The 15020-nt window shown below is 45.9% G+C and carries 8 protein-coding genes; all 8 read right to left on the bottom strand.

The window, feature by feature from the left end; genetic code table 11:
• Position 1: 1 nt before the first annotated feature.
• A complete protein-coding gene (locus tag C5745_RS12685; protein WP_165793081.1) occupies positions 2–3631 on the bottom strand; it encodes a SusC/RagA family TonB-linked outer membrane protein in 3630 nt (1209 codons plus the stop codon).
• 36 nt (positions 3632–3667) lie between these two features.
• A complete protein-coding gene (locus C5745_RS12680) occupies positions 3668–4702 on the bottom strand; it encodes a FecR family protein (RefSeq protein WP_105717382.1) in 1035 nt (344 codons plus the stop codon).
• 98 nt (positions 4703–4800) lie between these two features.
• The gene (locus C5745_RS12675; RefSeq protein WP_105717381.1) at positions 4801–5391 is read right to left on the bottom strand and encodes an RNA polymerase sigma factor; all 591 of its coding nucleotides are present in this window, start codon (positions 5389–5391) and stop codon (positions 4801–4803) included.
• A 194-nt stretch (positions 5392–5585) separates the two neighbouring features.
• Positions 5586–7892, bottom strand: a complete 2307-nt coding sequence (locus C5745_RS12670) for a GH92 family glycosyl hydrolase (protein WP_105717380.1) — start codon at positions 7890–7892, stop codon at positions 5586–5588.
• Between the two features lies 1 nt (position 7893).
• Positions 7894–9411 carry a RagB/SusD family nutrient uptake outer membrane protein gene (locus C5745_RS12665; RefSeq protein ID WP_105717379.1) on the bottom strand — a complete coding sequence of 506 codons (1518 nt, stop codon included), beginning with the start codon at positions 9409–9411 and terminating at the stop codon, positions 7894–7896.
• 13 nt (positions 9412–9424) lie between these two features.
• Positions 9425–12835: a TonB-dependent receptor gene (locus tag C5745_RS12660; protein WP_105717378.1), complete on the bottom strand. Its 3411-nt coding sequence runs from the start codon at positions 12833–12835 to the stop codon at positions 9425–9427.
• A gap of 107 nt (positions 12836–12942) precedes the next feature.
• Positions 12943–14109 carry a FecR family protein gene (locus tag C5745_RS12655; protein WP_165793080.1) on the bottom strand — a complete coding sequence of 389 codons (1167 nt, stop codon included), beginning with the start codon at positions 14107–14109 and terminating at the stop codon, positions 12943–12945.
• A gap of 160 nt (positions 14110–14269) precedes the next feature.
• The gene (locus tag C5745_RS12650; RefSeq protein ID WP_105717376.1) at positions 14270–14851 is read right to left on the bottom strand and encodes an RNA polymerase sigma factor; all 582 of its coding nucleotides are present in this window, start codon (positions 14849–14851) and stop codon (positions 14270–14272) included.
• Positions 14852–15020 lie beyond the last annotated feature (169 nt).

The raw sequence follows: 15020 nt of genomic DNA, 5'->3' as shown, positions 1-15020 counted from the left end.
TTTAAAAGCTAACATTTACAGAAAAGTTGTAGGAAGGAACCGGGCGAAGGTTCGTTGTCTGCCCCACAAAACTAACAAAGTCGGGGTCATAGCCTTCCTTATTTGCTGTCCAGATCAAACCTAAATTGCGTATCGATCCCGATACGTTCACTCGCTCTAAGCCCATGCCGTTCGAGAACGACTTTGGCAAGGCATAGCTAAGCGAAATCTCCCGCAAGCGAATGTAGTCTCCCTTAAGCACGTTAATATCCGAATACGTATAACGCTGTAAGCTATATTGACCAAAAATATCGTTCGTCAAGGCCGGGATATTGGTCCGCGCCTCATCGCCCGGTTCACGCCAACGGTCCGCGATGTCCGCACTTAAATCAAATTTCGGAATCGTCAGTCCGCGGCTTGGTGTCATGTAGGCCTCGACACTTGGCTTGGTGAATACATTGCCAAACTGGTAAGTAAGCAAGGCAAATACCGACCAGCTCTTATAGCGTATATTGGTACGAACACCACCAAAATACGGCGCAGTCCTACGTCCTACCGCTAACAAATCATCCACGCCCGATAACTGTTCATTAGCCGCTACGATTTCGCCCGCTTTATTATATACCTGTGTCAGGCCATTTTCATCCAAACCCGCATGGCGGAACGCGAATACCTGATCGCTTGGATGCCCCTGTATATAGCGAATGCCAATCGGGGTATACGAATAATTGTACGAGGGAATATCTTCCGGGTCGAAACGATTGTCCGTAATTTTGTTGGTATTATAGGAAAGGTTAGCTGTGAGGTCCACGTGCCAGTCCTCTTGGCGCACCACCACCCCCGTCAAACCGATGTCTATCCCCTTTCCAACCATCGTCGCGGTGTTACGATCGAGGTTCCCCGAATTTACGGTACCTCCGTAAGCGGCAGCAATCGGAAAATTGTACAACAGGTCACGACCATCTTTATGGTACCAATCAATGGTACCCGTCAAACGGTTAGACAACAGGCCAACATCTAAACCGATGTTGGTCACATACGTTTTTTCCCAGCGCAGCTGCGGATTAGCCAACGCAATAATATCCGCGCTAGGCAGGCTCGTCACGTTCAGATGTTCCGAATTCATAGCGATGTAAGTAAATGGACGCAGATCGTGTGAGATGTTACCATTGACGCCGTAGGTTGCCCGTAAACTGAGCTGGTTTAACCAAGCGGACTGCCCTTGCATAAAACCTTCCCGCATCACATTCCATTTGGCACCCGCCGACCATAGCGGTGTTGCCCGGAAACTCCGATCCAAGCCAAAATTATTATAATCATCGTAACGCACGCTTCCTGACACCGTATACCGCCCATTATAGGTATAGGCCGCATTCCCGAAATAAGATAGGAAGCGGCGACGGCGGTCGCCGTAACTAGGTCCGCCAGGTAACCCGGCAGGCCATCCCATAAGTGTCGGATAGCCAATCAGCTGATTATAACTCACATCCGTATTAAAGCCGGTTTCCCGGTTATACCCATATAATGTGCTGCTGCCATGGCTCAGCTGGGTTTGCCGGATTTCCGACCCTGCAAGGGCCGTAACCTCGTGCAGCTGCTGAAACAACCGATCGTAGTTCAGTTGTCCACGAAGCGTATAGTTATTAACGTTCGTATTCATGACTGTGTAAACGCCCCCCCGGGTAATCCCGATTGCATTCTGGTTTTGGTCCGGCGGCGTAAAGCGATTCAGTAAGTCCCGATTATAATAAGACTGTTCGTCTTGATACATCTGATTACTCCCAAACGTACGCTCGTTGGCGTACATAACCGACGCTTTCAAGCCTTTATACAATGGCACATCTAGATTGATATTCGCCATGTAGTTGTTGTTTTGTAGTTGATTATCTGCGAGATCGAGCTCTTGCAGGTAATTGTACCGCCAATCTTTGTATGCTGGGCCGAGGCCGCTTACATAACCCGGTGTCAGCCGATCATAGGATAGGCCATTTCCATGTGCATCGGCCAACATCTGAAAAGGTAAAAGCGTAGTCGATCCGGTACTATAAACGCCCAGTCCTAATGCGTTTTCCTGATGACGCAGAAAATTCCCCTTGATACTTGTACTCAACGTAGCCAGATTGAATATTTCCCATGTGTTGTTCATATTCAAGGTCAACCGCTTGCCATTATCTCCTTTCGTATAAGGTGTTTCGTTCGCGTAGGAGGCAGAATAGAAATACCGGCTATTTTCCGTACCATTACTAATGGAAAAGTTGTACTGTTGGCTGTGCATCGGTTGCAGAATATATTTTTCAACGTCAGACCGATTGTCCAAGCCGCGCAAAGGATCCACGAGTTGATTATATTCCTGCTGTGTAATATCTCCGCGTTTTAATCGGATAGCGGCTTCCGCCACGGCACCACCATAATAGGTTGCGTTTTGGTAAACGCCGTCTGCTATGTTGTTTACGGTTAAGATATCTTTATCGACCAGCTCCTCCAGATAATCAATCATCTGCCCACTATTCATCATCTTCAGGTAGTCCAAATCAGGCCGGCCCGAAAACGTGCTATTGACAGAAACATTGATGCGGGGAACTCCAGTAATGTTTCCTTTTTTGGTTGTGACGACAATTACGCCGTTCGCTGCACGCACACCGTAAATGGAAGCCGCAGCCGCATCCCGCAACACGGTAATCGTTTCAATGTCATTCGGGTTTAATGTCCCCAAATCCATCGTCGAAATGGCACCATCAATAACCACCAACGGTGCCTTTTCGGTGTTGGTAGCAATCGATCCCACACCGCGAACAGACATGCTGTAATCGTTCGTCCCGACCGTTCGCGTGCTGGAGTACAACGATAACTGATTGTTGTTATAATTAAACGATCGATCGCCAGAAAGTAGCGAAATCTGTAATCCAGGTACCGCCCCATCTAATCGTGCTATCAAATTGGCGGTCGGAACTTTCTCCATTTCCTTTGCTGTAATCACGGCTGCCGAACCGGTCGCCCGCTCTTTCGATATCTTCTGGTAACCTGTGGATATCACCACCTCTTCCAATAGATTTTCCTCCTCTTCCAGCGTTACGACTAATTCCTTTCGTCCCGCTACGTTTATCTTGGTGTCTGCATAGCCCAGTGCCGACACGACGACAATATCTGCCGGCTGGATATCGTACAGCAAGAAAACACCGTTTTCATCGGTCTTTGCTCCTTTACGGGTATCTTGCACCCATACGCTCGCAAAGCTGATTGGTCTGCCTGAAGCCGAGCGGACAGACCCTGATACCCGATCGATAACATTCGGGTTTTGCGTGCGCGTAATTTGTATGCTAGTTGTACGCGTATGGCCGCTGTCTTCTGTACGTTTAACAATTGTATACGATTTTTCGTCAACGTAGAGAAATACCAGCTGATTGGGATAAAGCACTTTTTTCAACACTTCTTCCAACCGTGTTCCTTTTAACGCATCAGCATCCGTATACTTTCCTTGTAACAAATTATGCTCATAACTGAGGTTCGCATTAAATCGTTGTTCGATGTTTTTGATGGCCTCGGCGAGTGCCACCCGCTGCTGCGCAATCGCGGGTTGCCATAACGAGAGCAACGATGCGCCCATCCATAGGAGTAGGACTACGCGTTTCAACTTCGCTTTGTTCGTGTTCATTTTCATTCGTTAATGATAGGTTAATTATAAAACTTGTTATTTAGCAATTCCTTTCTTCGGATCTAGATAGACCGTGTCCTGATCTATGCGAATATTCGCCTGTAAAATATTCGCCAGCGAGTAAATCACGTTCTCCGCCGTGTGGAGCGATATCCGGCCATCGATTCGCGTCTTTAATAAAGTCGTATCTGTAATCACGATTTCACGCCCGTAGATATAACGGAATTCGTCGATCAGTTCTCCTACAGACAGATTCGTGGCAACCAAATTTTTCTCCACCCAAGCCGACGCCTGCGCTACAGCCGCAGCGTTCTTTTCTATCTCCGGAACGCTGTGTTCAGCATACGTGGCTACGTCGCCTGCTTCCAAGATTTTAACTTCGCCCGGATGGCTTACATTACGTAAAGCGATTTTTCCTTCCAAAAGGGAAACGATCGTTTTCTGACCTCTGTTTTTTATGTTAAATTTTGTCCCTAAAACTTCTACGGCGATATTGCCCGAATAAGCGATAAACGTTTTGGCAGACGATGGCAGAGACGTATGCATCGCAAGATGTTTCACATCGAAGAGCGCTTCTCCGGTTACGTGTACCTCCCGTTTGTCCAACCACATCAACGCCCTGCGATAAACGATAGAAGAATTGGCATTTAGCTGTACAACGCTACTGTCTGGTAATTGCACCATTTGAATCTCGCCATTACCCGTTGCCACGGTAATCAGGGAGGTAAAATACCAAAAGAGGCCCGCGCACAGTAGGACGGCTGCGGCGGTGATACGGTATACCAACAGCCTTCGCACCTTTCTTTTTTTGTTTCGTTTGTTCTTTTCGATCCCTTCTTCGATGTCCATATACAATTGATCGGCGTATAGTTGGGTAGGAACCAAACGTTCTAAACCCAATATCCCGCTTAGATAAAATAAGGCCTCGTCATAAGCCGCCGCATTCGGCGGCTGGGCTGCGCGCCAGGCTGCCCAACGCCGGGCTTCTGCGTGGTCTGGATATTTAACCGATTTGACAAAATCCAAATCCGTCAGAAAATCCTGCGTCGTGTAAACATTGTATTGATCCATTATTAAGGAATTGTTATCTGTAGGACAAACGAACTTTTCTTTTTATCCCATGAAAAGAAAAGTTTTTTTAAAAAAAATCAAAAAATATAGCGGGTACGTTATGAATATATAAATTTCAGTAGGGATAAAAGCGCGATAATGTCAGCTTTCGGGAGTGTTAAAAATTCTTTAAGCGCCTCCATCGCCCGATGGTTCAGCTTATACAGGCTCTTCACGGAAATGTTGGTCAACGTGCTGATTTCTTCATAGCTTAATTCCTCAAAATAGCGAAGGTAGATGACTTCGCGCTGCTTTGCGGTCAACTGCTCCAACGCTTGCACTAATTTTGCAGCTTTGATCCGCTCGTCTTCCGTTTTTATAATCTGACTTTCGAGATTAAAGGTGAGGGCAAACTCTTCCTTTTCACTTATTAAGCTAAGTCGGTCACCACGCAGTTGGGCATTGAGGAGACCATTTTTAAGCGCAACTAACAAATAGTGTTTGGGGCTGGCAATACCGCTGAGTTTTTCGCGGGTTTCCCATAGTTTAACAAAAAGATCTTGAATAACGTCTTTTACCAGGGTTTCATCCGCTGTACGACGCATGCCATATTCATACAAATGAGGTAACAGCGACCGATAAATCTGCTCGAACGCAGATCTATCTCCCGCTATAAAATCGTTCCATTGTGCTTCAATTATAGTTGACATCCTCTTACTTTCTTCCAAACGGCCACGCCCCGGATATACAAGTTAGGCACAAAAATACGAAAGAAAAGTAAGATGGGCTGTGTCGCTCTAGAATCTCATCGCTAAAAACCCTTGGCCATCCAGATATGATGTCCAAGGGTTTAGCATTTGCCGTAATGATGCGTTTTTTCTAAAATTTCCTTACCGATATCAAGTTATTCCAGCGATAAAGAGTAAGGATAATCTTTTACTGTAGGCTTCCGTTCCTTATTTGGTTTATCAGCCACATTGAATTGAAGCACCCCACCCTCCAACAACTGTTGATGAGTTACATACATCTTGGAGTACGATTGTCCATTCCAGCAGACCTCATCCACATACCGCGTGTCCGCATTATTATGGGGAGCATCGATTCGTAACACTTTCTCATCCGGCAGTTCAATCGTTATCTCTTCAAATAACGGAGAACCCAGCACATACTGATCCGTTCCGGGACACACTGGATAAAATCCCAGTGCCGAAAAAACATACCAAGCTGATGTTTGCCCATTATCTTCATCCCCGCAGTAGCCGTCCGGTCCGGCATGATATAATCGATCCATCGTCTCGCGTACCCAATATTGTCCTTTCCATGGTTCAGCAGTATAACCATATAAGTAAATCATATGTTGAATAGGTTGGTTTCCGTGTGCGTACTGCCCCATATTGACCACCTGCATTTCCCGCATTTCATGAATAGGATTATTCCGGCCACCGAGACCGAACCGCGTAGAGAGATTAAAAATCGTATCCAATTGTTGGAGGAAATCCCTCTCGCCACCCATCAGCTGCTTAAGCCCTTCGATATCGTGAAATACACTCCAGGTCCAATGCCAGGCATTCCCTTCAGTAAATGTATTTCCACCCCAATCAAACGGGTCGAAAGGAGAGTCAAATGTACCATCAGACTTTCTTCCACGTACAAGGTTGGTTTCCTTGTCAAATACATTCCGATAATTTAAGCTACGCTGTCGATAGTGCCTAATAACTTCATCGGGCTTGTTGAGCAATTTTGCGAGCTGCATCATGGTAAAATCATTATATGCATACTCAAGCGTACGCGCCACACTACCCCTTAAATTACTGTCGGAAGGGATATATCCCAGCTGGTGGTAGTGCTCCGCACCCGCACGTCCCACGGCCGTCAAGGGTCCAGGGTTGTTCAGTACCTTTTCCGCCGCCTCATACAAAGTATGAATATCATAATCGGCTTTTTCCCCAAGCTTCAGATACCCGTCTGTAACCACAGACACGGAGTTATTTCCGATCATGATATCCCGCAAACCGGGGCTAGCCCATTCCGGGAGCCATCCGCTTTCCTGATACGCGTTCACCAGCCCATTCTGCATGTGCTCGGCGACTTCCGGGTACACGAGGTTCAGCAGTGGGAACAGCGAGCGGAAGGTGTCCCAAAAGCCCGTATCAGTAAACATATAGCCTGGCAAAACCTTTCCATTGTAAGGGCTGTAATGCATAACTGCACCATCCTTATCGTATTCATAGAACTTCCGCGGAAAGAGTACCGAACGGTACAGGCAAGAGTAAAAAGTACGTACCTGGTCGACATTTCCACTTCCTACGGAAAACTTTCCTAAGACATCGTTCCAACGGTCGTATGCGGTGCTCTTTATCCCGTCAAAATTATCCTCACCAATCTCCGAACGTAGGTTTGTCCAGGCCTGTTCTATGCTAATAAACGAAGAAGCCACCTTCGCCGACACAACCTGTTTATGATCCGTACGAAACCCAATCACTGCCCCAGCATGTTCCCCCTCCATCGCTACACGGCCTTTATGCAATTCCTCTCCGTCGAAGGTAGCCGTAAACGTTATCGGCGTATCAAAAGATATGACGAAATAATTTTTAAAATTCGCTGGCACTCCTCCACTATTCTTCGAGGAGTATCCGATCACCGTTCGATCATCTATAATGTGTACGAATGAGCCCTTATCCATCGCGTCGATTACGATAAATGCGCTATCCGTTTCGGGGAATGTAAAACGAAACATCGCCGCTCTTTCCGTTGGCGTTACTTCGGTCAGCACCTCGTAATCCGCTAGGTATACACTGTAGTAATAAGGCGTTGCCTTTTCGCTCTTATGGTTAAACCAGCTAGCTCGATCATCTTCCCTGAATTTGAGCTTCCCAGTAACCGGCATCAACGAAAACTGCCCATAGTCGTTCATCCAAGGAGAGGGTTGGTGCGTTTGTTTAATACCCCGTATCTGATCCGCGCTGTACGTATAGATCCATCCGTTGCCCATTTTTCCTGTTTGCGGTGTCCAGAAGTTCATGCCCCAAGGCAAAGCAATTGCCGGATACGTATTACCATTTGACAGACTATATTTGGAGTCTGTCCCCATTAAGGGGTTGACCCAATCTACAGGATTCCTATGCGGTCTGCTTTCGGGTGAAAGCGCGGCATTAGCAGAGGCTATACAGAAATAAAAAATCGCGAGCCCCCAATAGACAGACTTTCTCATCCTACCAATTTTTATTTTGTACTAACTTCGTATTCGTATCCCGTTCGTTCTGTGGTATTGGCCAAAGCAGGTATTGCTCGGAAAAGGTTGTACCACTTTCATTTTGAAAAGAGAACGCATCTACGAACTTTCCGCTTTTCAGGTCAAATACACGGTGTGTACGTTGGATATCAAAATAGGCCTTATTTTCGAAGCATAGTTCATGATAACGTTCCTGCCATACCGCCTCTCTGAAACTATCCTTCGAAAAGGTCTCCACAGCAGGCGTATTAATCTCCGCCCGATCTCGAATCACCTTGAGCTGCTCCCAAGCCTCCCGTGTAGGCCCGTTGATTTCGTTGCTCGCCTCTGCATAGATCAGCATCACTTCAGGCAGCCTGAAAAACGTCCAGTTAATATCTGAATTCGCATCCCCATTTGGTCCGGCTGCCTCTTCCATCCAATATTTGTATAGCGCGTACTGGCCAAATTTTTTGACCGAAGCGCCATCTCTAGCCAAGTATTCCGTAAAAAAGAACTCTTTTTCCTCTATGCGTTTATCTCCCTCATCGTAGGACTGCACAAATTCGTTCCGGGGCATCAATGCGCCCTGTTCTTCACTTAACTTGCTCACGCCTATATTTTCGGGCGTAATCATCGATATAATCCTATTCGTGGCCAAGGTACTTCCAAATTGCGCCTGAAAGATCAGTTCCTGCTGATTTTTATGTGCCCGGTCATGCAGCGCATAATAATCGTCAAAAAGGGTATACCATCCTGTATCCAATAGCTCTTTGGCTTTATCGGCCGCCAGTTGGTAGTGGCTTTCTCCGAGGTTCAATGGGTATCCCGCCATCGTGAGATAAACACTAGACAACAAGGCTTTTACCGCACCCTGCGATATACGACCGGTCTGGTCTGTGTTCGGCAGACCACTTGCTTCCGCAAACGTTAAATCAGCCACGATCTGATCATATACATCCTTTACCGGAGCCTGTTCAGGGTACAATTGTGGACTTGTCGCGTTAACTGCCTCTGTAATCAATGGAATATTTCCATACAGCCTCACCAAATGATAGTAGTAAAAAGCACGCAAAAAATGCGCTTGGCCCAAGAGGTTTTGTTTTCTGGATTCGTCCATTTCGACCGCCGGAATTTTCTCAATAGATAAGTTGGCCGTCGCAATCCCTTTATATAAATTAGCCCAAACAGATCGGAACACCGGGTCTATCGCCGATGCCGAATGCGATATCATACTCGTATTATAAGTACTTTGCCCTAAGGTGGTAGCGTGACCTACCAGCAATTCCATAGAGGTCCATGGAGCCTCACCGAATCCATCTCTATTCTGAAAAGACGAACGTAAAAAATCATAGATACCATCCACTGCAGATTGCGCTTGGTCGGCGTTTCGAAAGTAATTTTCTTGGGTAATCGCACTATCGTTAATTTCGTCTAGAAAATTCTGACAGCCGCTCAGTTGCCATACAGTCGTCAACAGTACAGTAGCTTTTATCGTATTTTTTAAAAATGTAATCATGTTTTTGAGTCGATTAAAGTGATAAATTCAATCCCAACATAAAAGTGTGGGCTTTTGGATAATCATGGAACAAGATACCTTGTGCGAACGTATCATCGAACGTAACAACCTCTGGATCGTATCCTTTATACTTCGTCAGTAAAAAGAAATTCTGTGCAGAAGCAAACACACGGATACCGTTAAAGCCTATTTGTTTTGCTTTTGCCGTTGGCAGACTATAGCTTAACGACAAATTTTTTCCTCGGATAAACGATCCGTCTTGCACCTTTCTCGATTCCAATCGCGAGTCGTATCCCGCGCCGGTAGGGCGCCATTGCGCAATTTCCGTCTGTTGATTATCTGGTGTCCACCCATCCAAGACATCTGCAAAGCTGTTAGCAATGCCCGTACGGTCTAAGGAACTGTGTTCCGATAGCCGGAAAACGTCGTTTCCTTTGGAGTACTGCAGCTCCACTAGGAGTTCAACATTTTTATAACGAAAGCTATTGCTCAATGTCCCATAGAAATCTGGCACCCCCTTCCCTATAATTTGACGATCTCTATCGTTGATCTGCCCATCGCCGTTCAAGTCAACATACTTGATATCACCGGGCTTTTTACCGTATCGAGCCGCTTCCGTTGCCTCTGCCGCACTCCAAACGCCATCGTTGACATAGCCATAGAACGAGCTCACGGATTCTCCGACACGAAGAATGTTGGTGTTACCCAAAAAATTCGGCCCCATAAATATATCCTCATTATTGGTGCCCAGCGCAGTAATCTCATTCTTTAGCCAAGAAATATTAAAATTTGTCCTCCAAGTAAAATTATCCTTCGCGATATTAACACTGTTCACGCTCAATTCAGCACCTGTATTGCGGAGGCTACCGATATTTTGTGTTAGCGAAGAGTAGCCACTACTGGTCGGCACGGGAGCCGCCAACAATAGATCGTTGGTATTCTTGATATAAAAGTCTGCCTCCACGTTCAGTCTGCTATTCCAAAAACCAGCATCTAAACCGACATTGAACTGGCTTGTTTTCTCCCACTTGAGCTCTGGATTGGCTAAGGTAGATATAAGGGTCCCCGTTGCCAGGCTTCCTCCAAAAAGATAAGAATTCGTCGCCAAATTTGCCTGCGATCTATATTCGCCGATTTCAGAATTCCCTGTCAACCCGTAGCTTACACGGAGCTTTAACGCGCTGATCTTTTCAACAGATTGCATAAAATCTTCGTCAGATATCCGCCATGCAAAAGCGCCAGACGGAAAGAATGCGTATTTATTGTCTGCACCAAAGCGCGATGACCCGTCATATCGCCCTGTGAAAGTCAGCAAGTAGCGATTCTTAAAGCTATAGTTCGCCCTCCCGAAAAAAGATCCCATTTGCCATCTACGGGATGCCGATGCCGCAGGTTGCAATGTGGCGGCCGAACCAAGGTTGTACCATTCGTAATAATCATCCGGAATATCTTGCGCTGCGGCAGACCAAGACATATACTTGAATTTTTGATATTCCACCCCTGCCATGGCATCAAGTTGATGGTCATTGTTAAAATTCACGCTATAGTTCAACCTGTTGGTCCACTGCCAAAACTGGGATGCATGACTTGCTATTTGCGCATAATTACGTCCAAGCCCCGCAGAAAGATCAGATTCTGTGCTGTTAAAATAAGGTGAATATTGGTTCACGACATTTGCTCCGATGGCACTGTTGAAATCTAACCCCTCCGCCAACGTCACCGTTGCATTCGCGTTTCCATTAAACGTATTCGTATGATGTATCCGCTTACTTTCGTCCAGTTGTGCCCTCGGATTGTCTCCTTTTTCAAGCCCATCATAATCCAGTCGTTTGCCATACGTACCATCGGGGTATCGGTAAGGGATGAAAGGCACCATCTCAATCATCATACGCGGCACATTGTTTCCGCCCTGCGACTCATCTGCGCGACGTTCCGTATTGTTTGAATAGCTGATCATTCCGCCCACTTTAAGCCAATCTTTCACCTCTCTATCCAGTACAGCCCTAGCATTATATCTTCGTAAATAAGAGTTGATGATGATCCCGTTCTCGTTGACATGTCCTAGATAAATCCCGTAATTACTTTTTTCGTCGGTTCCGGTCCAGGATACATTATGATTGTGGCTAACGGCACTGCGCGTGACTTTGTCCTGCCAGTCCACGTCGTATAGTGGTCGAATATTTCCCGCGTCATCTTCATAAAAAAGCTCCGCTTTTCCTTCGTCGTTGCCCACCAGAAAGCTTTTTCTTTTCTCCTTAGGATCCATATATCGACCACTGCCAAAACCTATAGGATCAAATTTTTCTGCATTTAGATACGCTTGATCCTCGATCATCATAAATTCCTGCGAGTTCAAAACATCCTGTTTTCTCGCCAGATTATTGACACTAATATAATTATCGTAATTAAGTTGCCCTCCAGCCTTTCCACGCTTGGTTGTTACGATAATAACCCCATTTGTTCCACGCGTACCATAGATCGCGGTTGCCGAAGCATCTTTCAGAACGTCGATCGACTCGATGTCGTTAGGATTAATGCTCGAGATACCCGCTGTAAAAATAACGCCGTCTACCACATACAAGGGGTCGTTGGCCGCATTAATCGAGCTAAATCCGCGCACTCGAATACGCGTCCGCCCTCCGGGGCGTCCGGAGTTCGTGCTCACATTTACCCCTGCGATACGACCCGCTAGGCTCTGTTCTAGGTTGACCGCAGGCCGCTCCATTAATTGTTCTCCCTTTACGCTACCAACCGAGCCACTCAGATCTGATTTACGCTGCGTACCATATCCCACCATCACAACCTCCTCAATTTCATTGACGTGCGTCTCCAATGATACGTTGATCTGGTTCGACGAGCCCAGCACTATCTCTGAAGCTGTGTATCCCACTAAGCTAAAGGCGAGTTTACGGGTTTCTGCGTCTACTTCGATCACATAAGAACCGTCTTCCAGACTACTCGTTTTCATCGCTACTTTTCCGATAGCCGTTATCGTTGCTCCCGCCAAAGGCTGACCCTGACTATCTGTAATACGTCCCGTAATACGTCGGGTACGCTGTTGATCGACTATAACATCCGGTTGTGTTCCGTTTTGTGCTTTCTTAGGATCCGGCTTGATCACGACGATGTTATTGTCGATGGTGTATCGAAAGGACGTATTTTTTAGGCAAGCGTCTAATGCCTGAACAATATCAGCATCACGGATTGACACGCTGACTTTGGTATTTTTGGCAAAGATATCGGCATCAAAGAAAAAATCATACCCGCTCTGCTGACGGATATCGAACAAGACCTTATCTATGTTTACATTTTTTTTATGGATGGTTATACGTTGACCGTACGTCGCTGCACTCAGTTGTAACAAACCACAGGTCAGTAGCACCATGATTATTTTCATGACACGTAAAATTTGATGATAATTCATATTTTTGTATTGTAGTTATCGTATTAAATAGTTGTTTGCTTGAATTATTTATAGACTTTTAACTGCGCAGGGAGATGTTGGTAGCATCTCCTTTTGTATGTAATGGTTTATTCTGTTACAATTATCCTCCTTCCTTTACATTTTATTTTAACATTTTCTGTAGATTCGATCATCTGTACGATGGCCGAAAGCGGCTGCGATCTTGACACCATCCCACTGAACCGTAAACGCTCCAGATGAGGTGGGCATTCAATTTCGGCATTGTACCATCGGCTCACTTTGCGTAATATGCTGCCCAAGGCCTCCTTCTGGAAGAAGAAGTCTCCATTTTTCCAAGCAATGGAGGCAAGAGGATCGACAGATTGCACCTGTATATCATCCGTAACAGCTGCCTGCTGCCCGGGAATCAGTCTTGCTTTTTTCTTATTATCTCTATGCACGATCTCCACACTTCCTTCCACCAGCGTTGTACGCATCGTTTTTTCGTCAAGGTAGGCCTCCACATTGAACTGCGTTCCTAAGACTTTAATTTCTTGCAAGCCACTTTCCACGATAAAAAACTTTCCCGGTTGCTTCGCCACGTCAAAATATACCTCTCCACTTATTTCTACCCGTCGTTCGTTGCCCAAAAACGCTACAGGGTAAGTTATAGACGAAGCCGCATTGAGCCAAGCTTTCGTGCCATCAGGTAAAATCAGCTGATACTGTCCTCCCCGAGGCGTTGTTAAGGTGTGGTAGTCTATATCATCTACATTTCTTTGATTCGCGGCAGCATATTGCAGACTCCCCTTTTGGAGCAAAGCACCTTCTAGCCCGTTGGCTCGTTCCAGCCGGTGCTGTTCCGACGCTTCCAGGTTAACCACACGACCAGTGGAGAGCGTCAACGTCGCCTTATCACTTCCCGGACTTAAATCTTGTTCTGCTCCCTGCGAAACGAGCTCCCCTGTCATCCGTTCTTTTGTATTAAATTGCACGAACAAGACGGTACAGATAACCAATGCCCCTACCAGACATGCCGCTATGGGAGCTAAATATCGGCGCCCCGAGAAGACGCTCCGTCTTATCGTTCGAACATCATGATCCCTATCTTGATACCGCGCGTCCTCTTTTATACGGCTTAGCAGGCGCGAAACCGTATCTCGGTCCGGCAGTTCCACTTTTCTATGCTGAGAAATAGCCATAAGCCAAGTTTCCAGCAACTGGATTTCCTCGGAGTTGCAGTTTCCTTCGCGATATTTGTTCAGTAAAATTATTAATTCTTCCTCTGTTCTCATTCCATTCATTTTGGGGCAGCAGTCCATCTTTCGCGGCACGTACTACAAAGGGATTTTAGTCGCCCTCTATTAATAAGGAACCAGAAATTGATTTTTGGCTATTGGCTATTGGAGATTTAACGATTTGTTAATACAGTTCATATTAACCTAACGCAGCGTCTTAAAAAAAGGTGATGAAGCTTGAGCCTTTTAGGGTATGGACAAACCGCTTGCGGATACTCTTCAATTGGTTTCGGATCGTATTAGGAGAGGTAGAAAGTTGGTTCGCTATTTCGTCGACAGATTTGCGTTGCTCAAACCGCAGCTCAAATACCATGCGCATACGGGTAGGCAATGCCTCCAGTGCCTGCTTCAACAATGACTCAAACGCTTCGTTTTCTGCTTGTTTGAAGGCTTCGGAAAGATCCTGCAAATCTGCGACGGACTCGGGAAGTTCTTCCCATATTTTAACATATTGCGGCTTCGCTTTATTACTGCGGTAATGATTGAGGATACGATTGATAGCCATTCCACGGATATAGGGGTATACGTCTCCCTTCGGCGTATATTGGTTTCGCTTCTCCCAAAGCGACAGAAAGACATCTTGCAGCAAATCCTCTGCAATCTCTTTATCCGCTATTCTTTTATTCACTTCCAGATATAGCATGCGGATATATTTATGATAAAGAATCTCGAAAGACGATCGGTCGCCTGCCTGTATGCGCTGCCATAGGTATGTATCATCTACGCCACTCTTCAACATGGCACAAAGATAATTTGAAAAAACGCTAGCGCATATTATTTTATTGTTAACCTAAGCGAAACACCTATTATCTTACGTGATCCCGCAACTGTTATTATAAGGAAGTCCCTGTAGCGAATGTTAAGCCCTCCGATCTTCTGTGTGTAAAAAAACAAAACGGAATATCAAG

The organism is Sphingobacterium haloxyli, from assembly GCF_002980525.1.
Taxonomy (GTDB): domain Bacteria; phylum Bacteroidota; class Bacteroidia; order Sphingobacteriales; family Sphingobacteriaceae; genus Sphingobacterium; species Sphingobacterium haloxyli.
Note: the sequence above shows the minus strand (reverse complement) of the source record. Positions and strands in the feature narration are given on the sequence as shown.

Bases quoted from the DNA above. Each gene is read 5' to 3' on its own strand.
- C5745_RS12685 (WP_165793081.1), bottom strand. From the start codon at position 3,631: ATGAACACGAACAAAGCGAAGTTGAAACGCGTAGTCCTACTCCTATGG.
- C5745_RS12680 (WP_105717382.1), bottom strand. From the start codon at position 4,702: ATGGATCAATACAATGTTTACACGACGCAGGATTTTCTGACGGATTTG.
- C5745_RS12675 (WP_105717381.1), bottom strand. From the start codon at position 5,391: ATGTCAACTATAATTGAAGCACAATGGAACGATTTTATAGCGGGAGAT.
- C5745_RS12670 (WP_105717380.1), bottom strand. From the start codon at position 7,892: ATGAGAAAGTCTGTCTATTGGGGGCTCGCGATTTTTTATTTCTGTATA.
- C5745_RS12665 (WP_105717379.1), bottom strand. From the start codon at position 9,411: ATGATTACATTTTTAAAAAATACGATAAAAGCTACTGTACTGTTGACG.
- C5745_RS12660 (WP_105717378.1), bottom strand. From the start codon at position 12,835: ATGAATTATCATCAAATTTTACGTGTCATGAAAATAATCATGGTGCTA.
- C5745_RS12655 (WP_165793080.1), bottom strand. From the start codon at position 14,109: ATGAGAACAGAGGAAGAATTAATAATTTTACTGAACAAATATCGCGAA.
- C5745_RS12650 (WP_105717376.1), bottom strand. From the start codon at position 14,851: ATGTTGAAGAGTGGCGTAGATGATACATACCTATGGCAGCGCATACAG.